17 protein-coding genes are annotated in these 17853 nt (G+C 68.0%); 11 read left to right on the forward strand and 6 right to left on the reverse strand.

Translation table 11 applies throughout. The annotated features are described in order from the left end of the window. Positions 1-159 precede the first annotated feature (159 nt). Together H4O13_07050 and H4O13_07055 are read left to right on the forward strand one after the other, a co-directional pair. A complete protein-coding gene (locus H4O13_07050) occupies positions 160-2598 on the forward strand; it encodes a penicillin acylase family protein (protein ID MBE5315143.1) in 2439 nt (812 codons plus the stop codon). A gap of 166 nt (positions 2599-2764) precedes the next feature. Further along, on the forward strand, positions 2765-3193 hold the full coding sequence (locus tag H4O13_07055) for a hypothetical protein (protein ID MBE5315144.1): 429 nt from the start codon (positions 2765-2767) through the stop codon (positions 3191-3193). 78 nt (positions 3194-3271) lie between these two features. On the opposite strand, the gene dapE is transcribed toward H4O13_07055, so the two are convergent. From dapE to H4O13_07085, 6 genes are all read right to left on the reverse strand, one after another. Next, positions 3272-4402, reverse strand: a complete 1131-nt coding sequence (gene dapE, locus H4O13_07060) for a succinyl-diaminopimelate desuccinylase (protein MBE5315145.1) — start codon at positions 4400-4402, stop codon at positions 3272-3274. Between the two features lie 9 nt (positions 4403-4411). Beyond that, a complete protein-coding gene (locus tag H4O13_07065) occupies positions 4412-4759 on the reverse strand; it encodes a Spx/MgsR family RNA polymerase-binding regulatory protein (protein ID MBE5315146.1) in 348 nt (115 codons plus the stop codon). A gap of 171 nt (positions 4760-4930) precedes the next feature. Next, positions 4931-5797: a 2,3,4,5-tetrahydropyridine-2,6-dicarboxylate N-succinyltransferase gene (gene dapD, locus H4O13_07070; GenBank protein MBE5315147.1), complete on the reverse strand. Its 867-nt coding sequence runs from the start codon at positions 5795-5797 to the stop codon at positions 4931-4933. Beyond that, on the reverse strand, positions 5772-8441 hold the full coding sequence (gene glnD / locus H4O13_07075) for a [protein-PII] uridylyltransferase (GenBank protein ID MBE5315148.1): 2670 nt from the start codon (positions 8439-8441) through the stop codon (positions 5772-5774). The genes dapD and glnD overlap by 26 nt, the downstream gene beginning before the upstream one ends. 5 nt (positions 8442-8446) lie before the next feature. Then, complete coding sequence (gene map, locus H4O13_07080; GenBank protein ID MBE5315149.1) at positions 8447-9223, reverse strand: type I methionyl aminopeptidase; 777 nt, start codon at positions 9221-9223, stop codon at positions 8447-8449. After that, a complete protein-coding gene (locus H4O13_07085) occupies positions 9198-9335 on the reverse strand; it encodes a hypothetical protein (GenBank protein MBE5315150.1) in 138 nt (45 codons plus the stop codon). The genes map and H4O13_07085 overlap by 26 nt, the downstream gene beginning before the upstream one ends. Positions 9336-9549: 214 nt before the next feature. Between H4O13_07085 and rpsB the strand changes: the two genes are divergently transcribed. The 9 genes from rpsB to H4O13_07130 all read left to right on the forward strand — a co-directional run bounded on the left by rpsB (position 9550) and on the right by H4O13_07130 (position 17834). Then, the gene (gene rpsB / locus H4O13_07090) at positions 9550-10380 is read left to right on the forward strand and encodes a 30S ribosomal protein S2 (protein MBE5315151.1); all 831 of its coding nucleotides are present in this window, start codon (positions 9550-9552) and stop codon (positions 10378-10380) included. Positions 10381-10521: 141 nt separating this feature from the next. Continuing rightward, positions 10522-11400: an elongation factor Ts gene (locus H4O13_07095; GenBank protein MBE5315152.1), complete on the forward strand. Its 879-nt coding sequence runs from the start codon at positions 10522-10524 to the stop codon at positions 11398-11400. 154 nt (positions 11401-11554) lie between these two features. Then, complete coding sequence (locus tag H4O13_07100; GenBank protein ID MBE5315153.1) at positions 11555-12157, forward strand: GNAT family N-acetyltransferase; 603 nt, start codon at positions 11555-11557, stop codon at positions 12155-12157. A gap of 6 nt (positions 12158-12163) precedes the next feature. Next, positions 12164-12952, forward strand: coding sequence for a septum site-determining protein MinC (minC, locus tag H4O13_07105; GenBank protein MBE5315154.1), 789 nt, complete (start codon positions 12164-12166; stop codon positions 12950-12952). Positions 12953-13007: 55 nt separating this feature from the next. Continuing rightward, positions 13008-13817: a septum site-determining protein MinD gene (gene minD / locus H4O13_07110; protein ID MBE5315155.1), complete on the forward strand. Its 810-nt coding sequence runs from the start codon at positions 13008-13010 to the stop codon at positions 13815-13817. Between the two features lie 8 nt (positions 13818-13825). Further along, the gene (minE, locus tag H4O13_07115; GenBank protein MBE5315156.1) at positions 13826-14098 is read left to right on the forward strand and encodes a cell division topological specificity factor MinE; all 273 of its coding nucleotides are present in this window, start codon (positions 13826-13828) and stop codon (positions 14096-14098) included. 4 nt (positions 14099-14102) lie between these two features. Continuing rightward, positions 14103-14606, forward strand: coding sequence for a hypothetical protein (locus tag H4O13_07120; protein MBE5315157.1), 504 nt, complete (start codon positions 14103-14105; stop codon positions 14604-14606). Between the two features lie 330 nt (positions 14607-14936). Next, entirely contained in the window at positions 14937-16115 is a 1179-nt protein-coding gene (locus H4O13_07125; protein MBE5315158.1) for an acetyl-CoA C-acyltransferase, read from the forward strand. Positions 16116-16226: 111 nt separating this feature from the next. Next, positions 16227-17834: a methylcrotonoyl-CoA carboxylase gene (locus H4O13_07130; protein ID MBE5315159.1), complete on the forward strand. Its 1608-nt coding sequence runs from the start codon at positions 16227-16229 to the stop codon at positions 17832-17834. The last annotated feature ends 19 nt before the right edge of the window (positions 17835-17853 follow it).

Raw genomic sequence — 17853 nt, forward strand, 5'->3', positions numbered from 1 at the left:
GTAAGGCGCTGCGCTCGCCGAGGCCCACGCGAGGATTCTTGATTCATCTCTGCGCCGGAGTTCTACCGCTCGCCACCGGAGTTCTCGCCGCAACTCAGGCGCCCTGGCGCGCTGCAGCCGCTACCATCGGGCGCTCGCCACCACCGGACTGCGCACGCCATGCCGCCTCGCTCCAGCCGCTCCCGACTGCTGCGCTACACGCTGCGAACCCTCGCTGCGCTGACGCTAACCCTGGCGCTTGCACTGTTCGCAGCTTGGGGATTGCTGCGCGGCAGCCTGCCCCAGCTGCAGGGCGAAAGCCGCATCGAGGGCCTGTCCGCTCCGGTGCAGGTCGAACGCGACGCGCTCGGCGTGGTGACCCTGCGCGCAGCGAATCGCAACGACGCGCTGCGCGCGCTCGGCTTTGTGCACGCCCAGGAGCGCTACTTCGAGATGGACCTCGCACGCCGCAGTGCGGCCGGTGAGCTTGCTGCACTGCTCGGTCCGATGGCGCTTCCGCGCGACCGGGCGAACCGGGTCCATCGACTGCGCGCCCGCGTCGTCGCCGAGATTGAGCGCGGGCCCGCGGAGCAACGCGAGCAGCTGCAGGCCTACGTCGCTGGCGTCAACGCCGGGCTCGAGGCACTCGACAGCCGTCCCTGGGCCTACTGGCTGCTGCGAACCCGGCCCGAGCCCTGGCGCGAAGAGGACAGCCTGCTCGCCGGCCTCGCGATGTTCTTCGACCTGCAGGACTCGCAGAACCGTCGCGAACTGGGCCTGCTGCAGCTGCGCGCGCATCGGTCAGACAGCCTCGTGAACCTGCTGTCGGCGCCGGGCAGCGAGCACGACGCCCCGCTGTTCGGCGAGGCCCTGCCGCCAATCGCGCCGGCCACTCTCGTCGCAGCGCTTCAGGGCGAGCCGGACTCGCCTCTGCATCGCAGTGAAGCGCAGGACGCAGCGCCCGCCAGCGCTGACGCATCGACGCGCACCGACCCCGAGCCGCCCAGCCCCGGCAGCAACAATTTCGCAGTCGGCGGCCAGCTGACGGATGACGGCCGCGCCCTGGTGGCCGATGACATGCATCTCGGCCTGCGCGCCCCGGGCGTATGGTTCCGCGCGCGCCTTGTCTATCCGGACGCGGAGGCGCCCGGCGGCCAGGTGGATGCCACCGGCGTCAGCCTGCCCGGCGTGCCGGCGCTGATCGTCGGCAGCAGCGGCCACGTCGCCTGGGGCTTCACCAACAGCTACGGCGACTGGCACGACTGGGTGCGGGTGGATTTCATCGACGCCAACCGAACCCGCTACCGCACCCCTGGCGGCGAAGAAGCGGTGAGCCTGCATTCCGAAGTGATCGCTGTGCGCGGCGGCAGCGCCGAGACCCTGGAGGTGCGCGAGACCCGCTGGGGGCCGGTGCTCGCCAAAGCGCCCGGAGGCGGCGATCTGGCGCTGCGCTGGACCGCGCATCGCCCCGGCGCCATCGACCTCGGCATGGCCGAGCTGCTGCGCGCCGCCGATATCGAACAGGCCCTGGCCCTCGCCCAGCGCAGCGGCACGCCGGTGCAGAACTTCGTGGCCGCCGATCGCAGCGGACGCATCGGCTGGACCCTGATGGGCCGCATTCCACAGCGACTTGGCGACTGCGACCCACTGCGGCCTCTGCGGCCGCTCGACGGCTGCGACTGGGCCGAAGACTGGCTGCCAACCGAGACCGTGCCACGGTTGGTGGATCCGCCGCAGCAGCGCCTTTGGACCGCCAACTCACGCGTGGTCGACCTCGACGCGCTGCGCAGGGTGGGCGATGGCGGCTATGACCTCGGCGCACGCCAGTCGCAGATCCGCGACCAGCTGCTGGCCAAGGATCGATTCAGCGAGGCTGACCTGCTGGCCATCCAGCTCGACGACCGCGCCCTGTTCCTGCAGCCCTGGTGGCAGCGGCTGCGGACTGAGCTGGAGCGCGCGGGCGATACCCCGGCGCTGGCCGCGCTGGAGGCGGCGACGCGCGAGCGCCCCGCGCGTGCCAGCGTCGATTCGGTGAGCTACCGGGCCGCGCGCGGCTTTCGCGGGCTGCTCATCGAAGCCTTCAGCGCACAGCTGTTCGCCCCCGCGCGGGAGGCCATGGGTGAGGACTTCATCGCCCCCAGACTGCCGCAACTCGAAGCCGTGCTGCAGACCTATCTCGCCCTTGCGCCCGAGTCCCTACCTGAGGGCTGGCCCTCGCCCGCTGCGCTGCAGCGCGACGCAGCGGCCGCACTTGCCGCGGAATGGGCCTCGCAGGGCGACAGCTTCAGCGACCGCCGCTGGGGCGAAATCAACGCCAGCGCGATCTGCCACCCCTTGGCAGCAGCGCTGGGGCCCGCCCGCGCACTGCTTTGCATGCCCGCCGAGCCCCTGCCGGGCGACACCCATATGCCGCGGGTTCAAGGCCCGGCCTTCGGCGCCAGCCAGCGCATGGTGGTGTCACCCGGACGGGAAGCGGACGGCCTGTTCCAGATGCCCGCCGGTCAGAGCGGCCACCCGCTGTCTCCGTTCTGGAGCGCGGGCCACGGCGACTGGGCGGCGGGCCGCCCAGCGGAGTTTCTGCCTGGACCCGCGCAACATTCATTGACATTGCGACCGTAAGAGATCACGGTCTCGGATCGCGGATCGAGCGCCCAAGGTCGCCCACCAGCCCGATTCGCGCCCCGTCGGTCATTTTGTGACGCAATCTGTCGGACTTCTCCCGACAGGCCGGTCATAATCGCCGCCGGTCCGAGCCTGGATCCGCCGTTCGCCCGTTGGAGTCGCCATGTCGTTTCTGATCCGCCTGCTGTCTACCGTCCGCTTTATGACCTTGCGCCGTCAGCTGCGCGAGATGCGGAAGATCGTGGAGTCACTGTCACCCAGCACGCGGTCGGCGGTTGCCACTCTCACCATGGGCGAGATCCAGAACGCGGCGCGTGCGCCGGTCCCGCATCTCTATGGCGCCCAGGACATCCATCGCTACCAGCCCTGGAGCGATGCGGCCTCTCAAGCCTTCGTCAAAGCCCGCAGCAGCGTGGCGCAGCTCAAGCTGCGCGGCATCGCGCTCTGGCTGGCCGTGGTCTACCACGAAACCCGCGAAATGCCGCACGCAGGGTTGGCCGACATTCACCGCGAGATCCTGGGCCTGCTTGGGCACTTGAAGGGCACCTACGCCGGCGGCGCCGCCGCCCGCGTCAGCCTCGAACGCGCCTGACTCGCAGATCTGCAGACACCAGAACGGGGCCCTCGGGCCCCGTTCTGCGTTCTGGAACTCGCGGGCAGGTGCGCAGGCTCACGCGGACAGACAGGCGCGCGCAATCCCCGCATAAATCGCCGGCAAGGCACGCAAATCGTCCAGCCGCACCGCCTCGTCGATCTTGTGAATGCTGGCATTGAGCGGCCCCAGCTCGACCACCTCGGCGCCCAGCGGCGCGATGAAGCGTCCGTCCGAAGTGCCGCCGCCGGTGTTCTCGTCGGGCTGAACACGCAGTTCCTCGGCAAGCACGTGTCGGACCGCAGCGCGCAGGCGGCCTTCACCGGTATGGAAGGGCTCACCCGAGCGATGCCAGCGGAAGCCCGCGCGCACCTGGTGCGCGGCGAAGGCCGCTTCGATCTCGGCGATGAGCGCATCGGCCGTCCAGCGCGGCGAGTAGCGCAGGTTGAACTGCACCTCCGCCGTGCCGGGAATGACGTTGCTGGCCCCGGTGCCGGCCCTGAAGTTCGCGATCTGCAAGCTGGTCGGCGGGAAGTCCGGCCACGGCTGACCGTCCCAATCTCGCGCGCACAGTTCGGCAAGCACCGGCAGAGCGCGGTGGATCGGGTTCACCGCTTTCTCGGGATAGGCCACATGCCCCTGCACGCCCAGCACGGTGGCGGTGCAGGTGAGCGAACCGCGGCGGCCGATGCGCACGACGTCGCCCAAGCGCTGCGAGGACGAGGGCTCGCCGACCAGGCAGTAGTCGATGCGCTCGCCGCGCACAGCGAACAGCTCGGCCACCCGGCGCACGCCGTCGATGGCGTCGCCTTCCTCGTCGGACGTCAGCAGCAGCCCGAGCCGGCCTCGCCAGTCGCGGCGGGCCGCGAGGTTTTCGAGTGCAAGCACGAAAGCGGCCACGCTGCCCTTCATGTCCGCCGCACCGCGGCCGCGTAGCAGGCCATCGGCGGTCAGCGTCGGTTCGAAGGGCGGACTGGTCCACTGCTCAGGAGGGCCCGGCGGGACCACGTCGGTATGTCCGAGAAAGGCCAGCGTCGGGCCTTCCTCCCCCAGCGTGGCCCACAGGTTGTCGACCTCACCGAAGCGCAGGTGCTCGATGTGAAAGCCTGCGGCAGCAAGCCTCTCCGCGATCAGCGCTTGGCAGCCGGCGTCGGCCGGGGTGACCGAGGCGCGGCGCATCAGTTCGCAGCTGAGCTCGACGACATCCATGCGCAGGCTTCAGCCGCCGAAACGCTGAGCAAACTGCTTCTCGGTGAAACCCACCGAGACGCCGTCCTCGCCGGCCACGACCGGGCGCTTGACCAGCGCCGGAAACTCCCTGATCAGCGCCAGCCACTCGGCATCACCGGCCGGCTGCTTGCGCTCGGCGGGCAGGTCACGCCAGGTGTAGCTGGCGCGGTTCACCAGCTTCTCCCAGGTCAATGTCTTCGCCCACGCTTTGAGCAGCTTGGGATCGATCGGGTTGTCGCGGTAGTCCACGAAGGTATGCGCGACGCCGTGGGCGTCCAACCAGGCGCGGGCCTTGTCGCAGGTGCTGCACTTGTCGAGACCGTAGAGGGTGGGCATTTGGGAGCCGGGATTGGGGATTGGGGATTGGGGATTGAACCAGACACCGTGTCGCGGGATTGCGTTGAGGCGGCTTCGATGTGGCGCGACGAAGCATGGATAAGAACAACTCGGATACGGGTCGACCATCGGCAAATCCCGAATCCCCAATCCCCAATCCCGCGCGCAGCGCTACTCCCCGGACCTCAGAAGCTCATTGATACTCGTCTTCGCCCGCGTCTTCTCGTCGACCTGCTTCACGATCACCGCACAGTACAGCGAATGGCTGCCGTCTTTGGCGGGTAGCGAGCCGGAGACGACCACGCTGCCGGCCGGCACACGGCCGTAGCTGATCTCGCCGGTGGCGCGGTTGTAGATGCGGGTGCTCTGGCCGATGAACACGCCCATGCCGATCACCGAACCGCGCTCGACGATGACGCCCTCGACCACTTCGGAGCGGGCGCCGATGAAGCAGTGGTCCTCGATGATCGTCGGCGAGGCCTGCAGAGGTTCGAGCACGCCGCCAATCCCGGCACCGCCGCTGATGTGCACGCCGCGGCCAATCTGCGCGCAGCTGCCAACCGTGGCCCAGGTGTCGACCATGCAGCCGTCGCCGACGTAGGCGCCGATGTTGACGAAGCTCGGCATCAGCACAACATCGCGCCCGAGATAGGCGCCACGGCGCACCACCGCGCCGGGCACGACGCGCACGCCCTGCTCCGCCGCCCAGTTGCTCTCACCGGTCTCGATGCTGCGCAGCGGCACCTTGTCCCAGGCCTGCAGCAGGCTGCCCGCAGGGTCGTGCGCGGGTTCCGGCATCAAGCGATTGGCGCTGCAGCGGAACGACAGCAGTACGGCTTTCTTGATCCACTCGTTGACCTGCCAGCCGCCATCGAGCGGCTCCGCGACGCGCAGGCGACCGGCTTCCAACTCGGCCAGCACGCGCTCCACCGCGGGCCGCGTGCTGCCGTCGATCTCCTCCACGGTGAGACTGGCGCGGCGCTCGAAGGCGCTCTCGATCACGGGCTTCAGTTCAAGCGCGGGCAGGCTGTCTTGCATTCGGCGACTCCTTGTCGGTGTTGTCCGTGAGCGCCTCGGCCAGGGCCGCGCGCAGGGCCTCCAGCCGGGCGTCGTCGACGATGGCCCGGTTGGCCTCGTCGCTGATCTGGAAAAAGTCCTCGGCGCGCTCGCCAAAGGTGGCGATACGCGCGTCGTGCAGTCGGATGCGGTGCGCACGGAGCACGGCGGCAGCGCGCGCCAGCAGCCCCGGCCGGTCGGTGCACACCAGCATCATGCGGGTGCGATCGTGCGCGGTGTCCTGGCTGAACTCGATCTGCACCGGGATGCGGAAGTGCCGCAGCTGGCGAGGAATCATCCGGCTCGGCGGGCTGATCTGTTCCGGCATGTGCGCTAGCGCTTCGCGCAGGGTACTGGCGACCGTGGCGGCTCGGCGCTCTGGCGACACGAAGTCCATGCCAGCGTCCAGCACCTGGAAGGTGTCGAGGCTGAAGCCGGTCGTGGAGGTCACGATGCGCGCTTCGGCCACCGACAGCCCGAGACGGTCGAGCGTGGCGGCCGCAACCGCAAACAGGCCATCGCGGTCGGGCGAGTAAACGAACACTTCCAGCGCGCCCGAGCGCGAATGCGGGCGCGCGAGCACCAGCGGCAGATCGTCCTCGCCGGCCTGGGCGATGCCACGGGTCTGCCAAGCGATCTGTTCTGGGCTGTAGCGCAAAAAGCTCTCGCGCGGAAAGCCGACCCAGACCCGATCAATCTCGGCCGCCGAGATTTCGGCGTCGATCAGTCGCTCGCGAGCCGCCGCACGGGTTTCCTCGATGCGCTCGTCGGCATACACGCGGTTCTCCAGCCCGCGCCGCAGGGCGAATCGGGTGGCGCCGTGCAGATCGGCAAGCAGGCGATCCTTCCATGCGTTCCACAGCTTGGGACTGGTGCCGGCGATATCGGCGACCGTCAACAGGTAGAGGTAGTCGAGCCGTTCGCGCTCGCCGACGATGCCGGCGAAGCGGGCGATGACTTCGGGATCGGAGATGTCCTGGCGCTGAGCCGTGACCGACATGGTCAGATGCTCGCGCACCAGCCACGCCACGAGGTCGGCGTCGGCGGTCGACACGCCATGCGCCAGGCAGAACTCGATAGCGTCGTCTGCGCCCAGCCGGGAATGATCACCGCCGCGGCCCTTGGCGATGTCGTGGAACAGCGCACCGAGCAGGAGCAATTCGGGCTTGCGCAAGCGCGGCCACAGCTCGTGCGCCAGGGCGAATCGCTGTTTCGAGTCCTCGGCGGCGAAGCTCTCGATGTTTCTCAGCACCGTCAGGGTGTGCTGATCGACCGTGTAGACATGGAACAGGTCGTACTGCATGCGCCCCGAGACGTTGCCGAAGGCAGGCAGATAGCGGGCCAACACGCCGAGCTGCCACATGCGCGTGAGCGTGACCACCGGCTGCGGACCGCGAAGCAGACGCATGAAGGCGACGCGCGACGCGCTGCGCTCACGAAAGGCCTGGTCGATCAGCGGCAGCGCCTCACCCAGCGCGCGCGCAGTGCTGGAATGCAATCCCTTGACCGACGGATTGCCTGCCCACACCCGGAACAGCTCCAGCACCTTCAGCGGCTCGCGCTGGAACGCCTGGGCGTCCAGCAGGCGCAGGTAGCCCGCGCCCACGGCGAAGTCTTCGTCGAGAGGCTCGATGCCGGGCTCGCCGGTCAAGGATTCTTCGAAGCGCTGCAGCAGGCGACCGTTCAATCGCAGCACGACGGCAGCGCTGCGGAAGTAGCCCTGCATCAGCTGCTCAACCGCAAGGTTGTCGGCCGCCTGGTCCTTGAAACCAAGCCGAGCCGCGAGCGGGCGTTGGAAGTCGAACAGCAGGCGCTCTTCGCGGCGGCCTGCCACCAGATGCAGGCCGAAGCGCAGATGCGAGAGCGCCCTGCGCTCGCGCTCGAAGGCGATGAGTTCATCGCCGCCAATCGCGCCCAAGGGCCTCAGCTCGGACACCTCGCGCACACCGTAGATGCGCTGCGCCATCCACGACAGGGTGTGCAGATCGCGCAAGCCGCCGGGGCCTTCCTTGAGGTTCGGCTCAAGGTTGTAGGCGGTGTCGTTGTAGCGCGCGTGGCGGGCACGCTGCTCGGCGCGCTTGGCCTCGAAGAACGCATCGGGCGTCCAGAAACCCTCGCTGCGCACGGTGCGCGCCAGCCGCTGGCCGGGCTTTGGATCGCCGCAAATCGGCCGCAGCTCCAGCAGCGCTGTAGCGATCGTGGCGTCCTTGCGCCCCTCTTCGATGCATTCGTCGACCGAGCGCACCGCGTGGCCGGGCGCCAGGCCCGCGTCCCAGAGGCGGGTCAGGAAGCGCTCGATGCGGGGCTGGCGATTTGCATCCATGGCGCCTTCGCAGAGCAGCAGGATGTCGACGTCCGAGTGCGGGAACAGCTCGGCGCGACCGAATCCCCCGGTGGCCAGCAGAGCCAGCCCTTCAGCCGCCCCGAAATCGCGCTGGAAGGCATCGCGCAGCACCGCATCCACCTGTTGACTGCGATCACTGAGCAGGCCGTCGATATCGGATCCGCTGTCGAAACTCGCGGCGCGACGGGCGTCACCGGCGGCGAGCTCCGCCTTGACCAGCGCCTGCCAGCCGCCATCCTCAGCCGCCGCAAGTCGAGCGTCGAGACCCGCCAAAGCGCCCACGGTGTTCACTTCGGCACGCGTCCCTTGTCGCCCAGCGTCAGCACGTCAAAGCCAGTGTCGGTGACCGCGATCATGTGCTCCCACTGCGCGGAGAGCGAGCGATCCTTGGTGACCACGGTCCAACCGTCTGGCATCAGGCGGGTGTGACGCGCGCCGGCATTGACCATGGGCTCGATGGTGAAGGTCATCCCTGGCTTCAACACCAGGCCGGTGCCTGGAATGCCGTAATGCAGCACCTGCGGATCCTCGTGGTAGACCTGTCCGATGCCGTGGCCGCAGTACTCGCGAACCACGGAAAAGCGCTCGGCCTCGACATAGCTCTGGATGGCGTGACCGATGTCGCCCAGCGTGACCCCGGGCCGAACGGTGCGGATGCCGCGCCACATGGCCTCGAAGGTGACATCGACCAGACGCTTGGCCAGCACCGAAGGCTCACCGACGAAGTACATCCGGCTGGTGTCGCCGTGCCAGCCGTCCTTGATGACGGTGACGTCGATGTTGATGATGTCACCGTCCTTCAGCACCTTGGCGGGGCTGGGGATGCCGTGACAAATGACGTTGTTGACCGAAGTGCAGATGGTCTTGGGAAAGCCGCGATAGCCGACGTTGGCAGGGATGGTCCCCTGCATCTGGACGATGTGCTCGTTGCAGATGCGGTCGAGCTCTTCGGTGCTGACGCCGGGCTTGACGTGCGGGGCAATGATGTCGAGCACCTCCGCGGCGAGGCGTCCGGCCTCGCGCATGGACTCGATCTGCTCAGGAGTTTTCAGGGTGATGGCCATGGGCCGGATTATCGGCCAGCGCGCGCCCGCGGGGAAACCGCCATTCGGACTGCGCGAACCGCAGCCGATGGTCGGCATGCGAGACCCGCATTTGCGCGATCAGCGCGGCCAAGCTATTCTTCCGCGGCTTTGTGGCTGCCTCGCGCATCCCCAAACACGCCCACGCCGGGCGTCACCGGCGAATTCACACACAGGTCGCACCCCGTCCAGCGGGGTCCTGCAAGGCTCGAAAGCCAAGTAGGCGCTGGATGTGAGCCCTGTGGAGGACCAACCCCAGAGCCTGCGCCTTGACCCGCGCCTGCGCTCATTTCTTTCAGGAGCATTCCATGCCCCAGGTCACCATGCGTCAGATGCTGGAAGCCGGCGTCCACTTCGGCCACCAGACCCGTTACTGGAACCCCAAGATGGGCCCGTACATCTTCGGCGCCCGCGGCAAGATCCACATCATCAACCTCGAGAAGACCGTTCCGCTGTTCACCGACGCGATGAACTTCCTCTCGGGCCTGGCGCAGAAGCGCGGCACCATCCTGTTCGTCGGCACCAAGCGCTCGGCGCGTGAGGCCATCAAGGAAGAAGCCAGCCGCTGCGGCCAGCCGTATGTCGCGCAGCGCTGGCTGGGCGGCATGCTGACCAACTTCCGCACCGTCAAGGGCTCGATTGCCCGCCTGAAGGAGCTGGAAGCCGCCGCCACCGACGGTACCTTCGAGAAGCTGGTCAAGCACGAAGTGCTGCAGCTGCAGCGCGAGGCCGAGAAGCTCGAAGCCTCGCTGGGCGGCATCAAGAACATGAACGGCCTGCCGGACGCCCTGTTCGTGATCGATATCGGCCACGAGAACATCGCCGTGCAGGAAGCCAAGAAGCTCGGCATCCCGGTCATCGCCGTGGTCGATACCAACTACGATCCGAGCCTCGTCGACTACCCGATCCCGGGCAACGACGACGCCATCCGCGCCGTGCAGCTGTACGCCCGCGCCGCCGCTGACGCCGTGCTGGAAGGCCGCGCCGCGGCCCCGCAGTCGGCCCGCATGGACGACGAGTTTGTCGAGCTGGACGCCGAGGGCAATCCGGTCGCCAAGGACGACGGCGAGCGCAAGGCTGCCCCGCGTCGCCCGGCGCCGGGCAACAAGCGCGGCCCCGGCGGCCGTCGCGGCGAGTAAGCCTTCGCCATGAACCCCGCGCCTCGCGCGGGGTTCATGCGCCTGCCATGCGGTGTGGTCACCCTGCCCGCTTCGGCATCTACCGAATTCCCGGGCGGCGCGCAGCGCGCACCGCCCTCTCTCCCACTTCAAGGAATGCCCATGGAAATCACTGCCAGCCTGGTGAAGGAACTGCGCGAGCGCTCCGGCGCCGGCATGATGGAGTGCAAGAAGGCTCTGGCCGAGAACGGTGGCGACATCGAAGCGGCTATGGAGCATCTGCGCAAGACCGGCCTTGCCAAGGCCGACAAGAAGGCTGACCGCGTCGCCGCCGAAGGCCGCATCGGCTTCGCCCAGGCCGGCGGCAAGGCCGTGCTGGTCGAGGTCAACTGCGAGACCGATTTCGTCGGCAAGGACGAGAACTTCCTGAACTTCGTCAATGCCGTCGCCCAGGCCGCGCTGGCCGCGGGTGCAGCGGACGCCGAAGCGCTGAAGGCCGCCAAGCTGGCCTCCGGCGAAACCGTCGAAGAAGCCCGCGCCGCGCTGATCGCCAAGGTAGGCGAGAACGTGCAGGTGCGTCGTCTGGTCCGCTTCGACACCGACAACAACGTGGCGGCCTACATCCACGGCGGCCGCATCGGCGTGCTGGTCGAGCTGAAGGGCGGCGACGCCGAGCTGGCACGCGGCATCGCCATGCACGTGGCGGCGATGAACCCGCCGCACAACAAGGCGGCGGACGTGCCGGCCGACTTCCTGGCCAAGGAAAAGGAAATCGAGCTGGCCAAGATGTCCGAAAAGGACCGCGCCAAGCCGGCCGAAATCCTCGAGAAGATCATCAGCGGCAAGGTTAACCGCATCATCAACGAAGTGACCCTGTACGGTCAGCCCTTCGTGATCAACACCGACCAGACCGTTGAGGCAGCGGTGAAGGCCGCCGGCGCTGACGTCGTGCGCTTCCAGCGCCTGGTCGTGGGCGAAGGCATCGAGAAGGTCGCCGAAGACTACGCCGCCGAAGTCGCCAAGATCGCTGGCGGCGGCTGATTCCGGACCGACACTGCTCTGTACGCACGGGGCGCGGCGCAAGCCGCGCCCCGCTGCGTTTCGGGCCCTGCCGCAGGCCGGCCGGGTCATCGCGTGGCATAATTCATGCGCCTTGGCCTGACCTGGGCGTCCGTCCGTTCCCCTGGAGTCCGCGATGTCGATCGCTATCCGCGACGTCGGCGAGCACGATCTCGATTCCGTGCTGGCGCTCAACAACAGTGCCGGTCAGGCAATCCTTCCGCTGGACGCCGATCGCGTCCGCTTCTTCATGCGCCTCGCCGAGTACTTCCGGGTCGCCGAAGTGGACGGACAAGTCGCCGGCTTTCTGATCGCACTGCGCCCCGGCACGCCCTACGGCAGCTCGAACTACCGCTGGTTCTGCGAGCGCTACTCGGATTTCCTGTACATCGACCGCATCGTGGTCGCCGGCTCGCGCCGGGGCTCGGGCCTGGGCAAGGTCTTCTATGCCGACGTCACCAGCTATGCCGAAGTGCGGGTGCCGATCCTGGCCTGCGAAGTGTTTCTTGAGCCTCGCAACGACGCCGCCCTGATCTTCCACGGCACCTACGGCTTCCGCGAAGTGGGCCAACACCGCATGGAGGAAGCCGGCCGCCAGGTCAGCCTGCTGGTCAAGGATCTGCCCAGCTTCGAATACGTGCAAACCACCTACCTGGCGCACGGCGGCCTACCCGACGTCGACTGGCTGCAGAGCCGCCTGCAGCCGCAGGACGCGCGCGCGCGCGCCACCGGCACCTGACCCCCGATGAGCCAAATCCCAAGTTTCGAACAGGCCGGCGAACTCAAGATCGGCCAGGTCGGCATCGCCAATCTGCGCGTCCGTGAGCTCGACGTGGCCAAGCTGGTCGCCGAGATGCGCGAGCGCGTCGAACGCGCGCCCAAGCTGTTCGGTCGCGCCGCGGTCATCGTCGACTTTGGCTCGCTCAGCCGATGCCCCGGCGAAGACGAAGCGCGCCGTCTGATCGATGGCCTGCACGAGGCCGGGGTGCTGCCCGTGGGGCTGGCCTTCGGCACGCGCGAAATCGACGCCCTGGCCGAGCGGCTCGGCCTGCCGCTGCTGGCCAAGTTCCGCGCGCAGTACGAGCCTGTCGGTTCCGGCGATTCCGTCGCCGAGCCAGAACCCGCGCCGCGCCGGCGCCGCAGCGAAGCTGCGCCCGAACCTGCTGCCGAGCCCGCGACCGCCGCCGCAGTTCCGGCTGCGTCCGCAACCGGCCAGATGCAGGTCCACCCGGTGCGTTCCGGCCAGCAGGTCTACGCCCAGGGCCGCGATCTCACCGTCTGCGCCATGGTGGGCAACGGTGCCGAGGTCATCGCCGACGGCAGCATCCACATCTACGGCAGCCTGCGCGGACGGGCCCTCGCGGGCGCGCGCGGTGATGTCAACGCACGCATCTTCTGCCGCGAATTCAACGCGGAACTGGTGGCGATCGCGGGCCAGTACCGTGTGCTCGAATCCATCCCCGCCGAGCTGCGCGGCAAACCCGTGCAGGTTTGGCTTGAAAACGACAAACTGCAGATCGCGGCCATGGCCTGAGCGCCATCGAGCCCCCTTCTGACGCAACAGCGCAGCGAACTACGGAGAACGTGTCTTGGCAGAGATCATCGTCGTCACCTCGGGCAAAGGTGGAGTGGGCAAGACCACCAGCAGCGCCAGCATCGCGGTCGGCCTCGCCAAGCAGGGCAAGAAGGTCGCGGTCATCGACTTCGACGTCGGCCTGCGCAACCTCGACCTGATCATGGGCTGCGAGCGCCGCGTGGTGTATGACTTCGTCAACGTCATCCACGGCGAGGCAACGCTCAAGCAGGCGCTGATCAAGGACAAGCGCTACGACAACCTGCACGTACTTGCGGCCTCGCAGACCCGCGACAAAGACGCCCTGAACAAAGAGGGCGTCGAGAAGGTGTTGAACGAGCTGGCCGGTGAAGGCTTCGACATCATCCTCTGCGACAGCCCGGCGGGCATCGAGAAAGGCGCTTTCCTGGCCATGTACTTCGCGGATCGAGCCGTCGTGGTGGTGAATCCGGAAGTCAGCTCGGTGCGCGACTCCGATCGCATTCTCGGTCTCCTAGCCAGCAAGACCCGCCGCGCCGAGCGCGGCGAGCGCGTCGCTGAACACCTGCTGCTGACCCGCTACAACCCGAAGCGCGTCGACGCGGGCGAGATGATGAGCATCGCCGACGTCGAGGAGGTGCTGGGCATCAAGGCGATTGGCGTGATCCCGGAAAGCCCTGACGTACTGTCCTCGTCGAACAAGGGCGAGCCCGTGATTCTTGACGAAGCCTCACCCGCGGGCCAAGCCTACAGCGATGCGGTGGCGCGCATCCTGGGCGAAAGCCGTCCGATGCGCTTCACCCAGGTCGAGAAAAAAGGCCTGCTGCAGAAACTGTTCGGGGGCTGAGCCACACCATGGGCATCTTCGACTTCCTGAAATCCAAGCCCAAGGCGACCGCCAACATCGCCAAGGAGCGCTTGCGCATCATTGTTGCGCAGGAGCGCAGCCATCGCGGCGGCCCGGATTACCTCCCGCTGCTGCGTCGCGAACTGCTGGAGGTGATCCGCAAGTACGTCAATGTCGATGCCGATGCGGTCAAGGTGGACCTGCAGAAGGACGGCGAACACGACGTGCTCGACATCTCGGTTGCCTTGCCTGAGGGCGAAGGCCGCCCGCGCGGCGAGTAAGTGCGTGAGCGAAGCTGAACCTGAGGTCCTGCGCCTTGGCGCACTGGGTTTCGACGCTCCCGCTCGACTGCTTGCCAGCTACGGCCTTGAACTCGTACGGGTCGACGACGGCGAGGCGATCCCCGGCAGCTACTGGGGCGAATGCGAAGCCGGCGTGATCGGCAGCCGTGTCTATGCGCGCAGCGACACGCCCGTGCATTCCCTGCTGCACGAGGCCTGCCATCTGATCGTGCTTCCGCCAGAGCGGCGCGCGCGGGTCCACACCGACGCCACCGACTCCATCGAAGAAGAAGACGCGACCTGCTATCTGCAGATTCTTCTTGCGGACGCCCTGCCCGGCCTTGGCCGCAAACGCCTGATGCGCGACATGGACGCCTGGGGCTACAGCTTCAGGCTCGGCTCCACGCAGGCCTGGTTCGAGCAGGACGCCGAGAACGCGCGGCTTTGGCTCGAAGCGCGCGGCCTGCTTCCCACGACACTGCCGCAATGCACGCACTGCGCGGCTTGAGCGCGCGATGTGGGGCCGCGCTGCGCTTGGCCCAAGCTACGTTCATGGCCTGCACCACACTCCCGTAGGTTGGGACAAGCCGCAGGCGCGTCCCAACGTCGCAAGGCCCCAAGTGGCCTTGTGCATCGAAAGGGCGATGTTGGGCCGCGCTTGGCTGGGTCCAACCTGCGGCTTGACCGACGCCGGACCTCGCGCCGTCTGTGCCCGGCGCGAAGACACGCCCTTCGCCGGCGTATCGAAAGTCGCGGTTGGCCTGCGCGCGTCAGCGGTTGATAATCCTCGGGCTATGCCGCGGCATCCGGTCGCGGCGCATCCCCCCAGGAGATCCCCATGTCGAATTCCGTCGTGATCGTCGGCGCCAAGCGCACGGCCATCGGTTCGTTCCAGGGCCAGTTCACCGGCGTGCCCACGCCGACGCTGGGTGCCGCTGCGATCTCCGCCGCGCTGGCACAGGCGGGCGTTGCCGGCGACGCCGTATCCGAAGTGATCATGGGCTGCGTGCTGCCGGCCAACCTGGGCCAGGCGCCGGCGCGCCAGGCGTCCATCGCTGCCGGCCTGCCGCTGTCGGCGGGCGCCACCACCATCAACAAGGTCTGCGGCTCGGGCATGAAGGCGATTATGTTCGGCCACGATCTGATCAAGGCCGGCTCGGCCTCGGTGGTGGTCGCAGGCGGCATGGAGTCGATGACCAACGCGCCGCACATGGTTGCCGCCCGCGCCGGCATCCGCTACGGCGACGGCAAGCTGGTCGACCACATGGCCTGGGACGGCTTGACCGACCCGTACAAGGGCCAGGCCATGGGCGTGTTCGGCGAGGCCTGCGCCGACAAGTACAGCTTCACCCGCGAAGCCCAGGATGCCTTCGCCATCGAATCGGTGAACCGCGCGATGGCCGCGCAGGGCTCGGGCGCCTTCAAGGCCGAGATCGCAGCGGTCACGGTGGCCGGGCGCAAGGGCGACGTGCAGATCGACAGCGACGAAGAACCCGCGCGCTGCGATGTGGCCAAGATCCCCGGCCTGCGCGCCGCCTTCCGCAAGGAGAACGGCACGATTACCGCCGCCAGCGCGTCGAAGATCAGCGACGGTGCGGCCGCGCTGGTGCTGATGGGTGAGGACGCCGCCAAGGCCGCGGGTGCCACCGCGATCGCGCGCATCGTCGGCCATGCCACCCATTCGCAGGCGCCGGAGTGGTTCACCACCGCGCCGGTCGGCGCGATGGAGAAGCTGATGAAGCAGCTCGGCTGGACCGTCGCCGATGTCGATCTGTTCGAGATCAACGAAGCCTTCGCGGTGGTGACCATGGCCGCCATGGCCGACCTGTCGATCCCGCACGAGAAGGTCAACATCAACGGCGGCGCCTGCGCGCTGGGCCATCCGATCGGCGCCTCCGGCGCGCGCGTCGTGGTCACCCTGATCCATGCACTGAAGGCGCGCGGACTGAAGCGCGGCGTCGCCAGCCTGTGCATCGGCGGTGGTGAGGCCACCGCGCTGGCCGTCGAACTGGTCTGAGACTGAGCGGACGCCCGGCCCACGCCGGGCGTCCCACGTTCTGCGGCCTACCGGGCCGCTGCCACCGCAAGGCGTTCGCACCATGCTGAACGCCCAGGACCTTCGCCCCCGATGCCTGTTCTGCACTCCCAGCTCGACCCGCGCTCGCCCGAGTTCGCGGACAACGCCGCCCACCTCAAGGCCCTGGTCACGGACCTGCGCGCCCAACTCGATCGCGTGGCCCTCGGCGGCGGCGACAAGGCCCGCGAGAAGCACGTGGCCCGCGGCAAGCTGCTGCCGCGCGAGCGCGTCGATGCACTGCTCGACCCGGGCTCGCCCTTTCTCGAGATCGCACCGCAGGCCGCGCACGGCATGTACGAGGATCAAGCGCCCGGCGCCGGTCTGGTTGCCGGCATCGGGCGCGTGCACGGCGCTGAGGTCATGGTGCTGGCCAACGACGCCACGGTGAAGGGCGGCACCTACTTCCCGATGACGGTCAAGAAGCACCTGCGCGCCCAGGAGATCGCTCGCGAGAACCGCTTGCCCTGCGTGTATCTGGTCGACTCCGGCGGCGCGTTTCTGCCGCTGCAGGACGAGGTCTTCCCCGACAAGGAGCACTTCGGCCGGATCTTCTACAACCAGGCGCGGCTCAGCGCCGAGAACATCCCGCAGATCGCGGTGGTGATGGGCAGCTGCACGGCCGGTGGCGCCTACGTGCCGGCGATGTGCGACGAATCGATCATCGTCAAGGAGCAGGGCACGATCTTCCTCGGCGGCCCGCCGCTGGTGAAGGCGGCCACGGGCGAAGTCGTCGATGCCGAATCGCTGGGCGGTGCCGAAGTGCACACCAGCGTGTCCGGTGTCGCCGACCACTTCGCCGAGAACGATCGCCACGCCCTGCAGATCGCCCGCGACATCCTGAAGCACTTGAATCGCAGCAAGCAGCCGCCGGTGGCGCTGCAGCCCGCGCGCGAACCCAGGTACGCCACCGAGGAACTCTATGGCGTGGTGCCGCGCGATACGCGGCGGCCCTTCGACATCCGCGAGGTAATCGCGCGTCTGGTCGATGGCTCGGAGTTCCAGGAGTTCAAGGCCCGCTACGGCAAGACCCTCGTCTGCGGCTTCGCTCACGTGTACGGCATGCCGGTCGGGATCGTCGCCAACAACGGCATCCTGTTTTCGGAGTCGGCGCTGAAGGGCGCGCACTTCATCGAACTGTGCAACCAGCGCGGCATCCCGCTGGTGTTCCTGCAGAACATCACCGGCTTCATGGTCGGCAAGAAGTACGAGAACGCCGGCATTGCGAAAGACGGCGCCAAGATGGTGACGGCCGTGGCGTGTTCGTCGGTGCCGAAATTCACCATCGTCATCGGCGGCAGCTTCGGCGCCGGCAACTACGCGATGTGCGGCCGCGCCTACGGCGCGCGCTTTCTCTGGACCTGGCCGAATGCGCGCATCTCGGTGATGGGCGGCGAGCAGGCGGCCAGCGTGCTGGCCACCGTGCGCCGCGACGGCATGGAAGCCGCCGGCAAGCCGTGGAGCGCAGAGGACGAAGAGGCCTTCAAGGCGCCGATCCGCGAACAGTACGAACGCCAGGGGCATCCCTATTACGCCACCGCACGCCTCTGGGACGACGGCGTGATCGACCCTGCCGACACCCGCCGCGTGCTGGGCTTGGGCCTTGCCGCCAGCCTCAACGCCCCGATCGAGCCGCCGCGCTACGGCGTCTTCCGAATGTAACCGGCACCGGGCAGGGTCA

It is taken from the genome of Lysobacterales bacterium (assembly GCA_014946745.1).
GTDB lineage: Bacteria > Pseudomonadota > Gammaproteobacteria > Xanthomonadales > Xanthomonadaceae > Aquimonas.

What these genes read in the sequence shown, in the direction of transcription:
- minC (MBE5315154.1), top strand. Translation starts at nt 12,164, where the DNA reads ATGAGCCAAATCCCAAGTTTCGAACAGGCCGGCGAACTCAAGATCGGC.
- H4O13_07125 (MBE5315158.1), top strand. Translation starts at nt 14,937, where the DNA reads ATGTCGAATTCCGTCGTGATCGTCGGCGCCAAGCGCACGGCCATCGGT.
- H4O13_07055 (MBE5315144.1), top strand. Translation starts at nt 2,765, where the DNA reads ATGTCGTTTCTGATCCGCCTGCTGTCTACCGTCCGCTTTATGACCTTG.
- dapD (MBE5315147.1), bottom strand. Translation starts at nt 5,797, where the DNA reads ATGCAAGACAGCCTGCCCGCGCTTGAACTGAAGCCCGTGATCGAGAGC.
- H4O13_07095 (MBE5315152.1), top strand. Translation starts at nt 10,522, where the DNA reads ATGGAAATCACTGCCAGCCTGGTGAAGGAACTGCGCGAGCGCTCCGGC.
- H4O13_07130 (MBE5315159.1), top strand. Translation starts at nt 16,227, where the DNA reads ATGCCTGTTCTGCACTCCCAGCTCGACCCGCGCTCGCCCGAGTTCGCG.
- map (MBE5315149.1), bottom strand. Translation starts at nt 9,223, where the DNA reads ATGGCCATCACCCTGAAAACTCCTGAGCAGATCGAGTCCATGCGCGAG.
- H4O13_07065 (MBE5315146.1), bottom strand. Translation starts at nt 4,759, where the DNA reads ATGCCCACCCTCTACGGTCTCGACAAGTGCAGCACCTGCGACAAGGCC.
- H4O13_07050 (MBE5315143.1), top strand. Translation starts at nt 160, where the DNA reads ATGCCGCCTCGCTCCAGCCGCTCCCGACTGCTGCGCTACACGCTGCGA.
- dapE (MBE5315145.1), bottom strand. Translation starts at nt 4,402, where the DNA reads ATGGATGTCGTCGAGCTCAGCTGCGAACTGATGCGCCGCGCCTCGGTC.
- minE (MBE5315156.1), top strand. Translation starts at nt 13,826, where the DNA reads ATGGGCATCTTCGACTTCCTGAAATCCAAGCCCAAGGCGACCGCCAAC.
- H4O13_07100 (MBE5315153.1), top strand. Translation starts at nt 11,555, where the DNA reads ATGTCGATCGCTATCCGCGACGTCGGCGAGCACGATCTCGATTCCGTG.
- rpsB (MBE5315151.1), top strand. Translation starts at nt 9,550, where the DNA reads ATGCCCCAGGTCACCATGCGTCAGATGCTGGAAGCCGGCGTCCACTTC.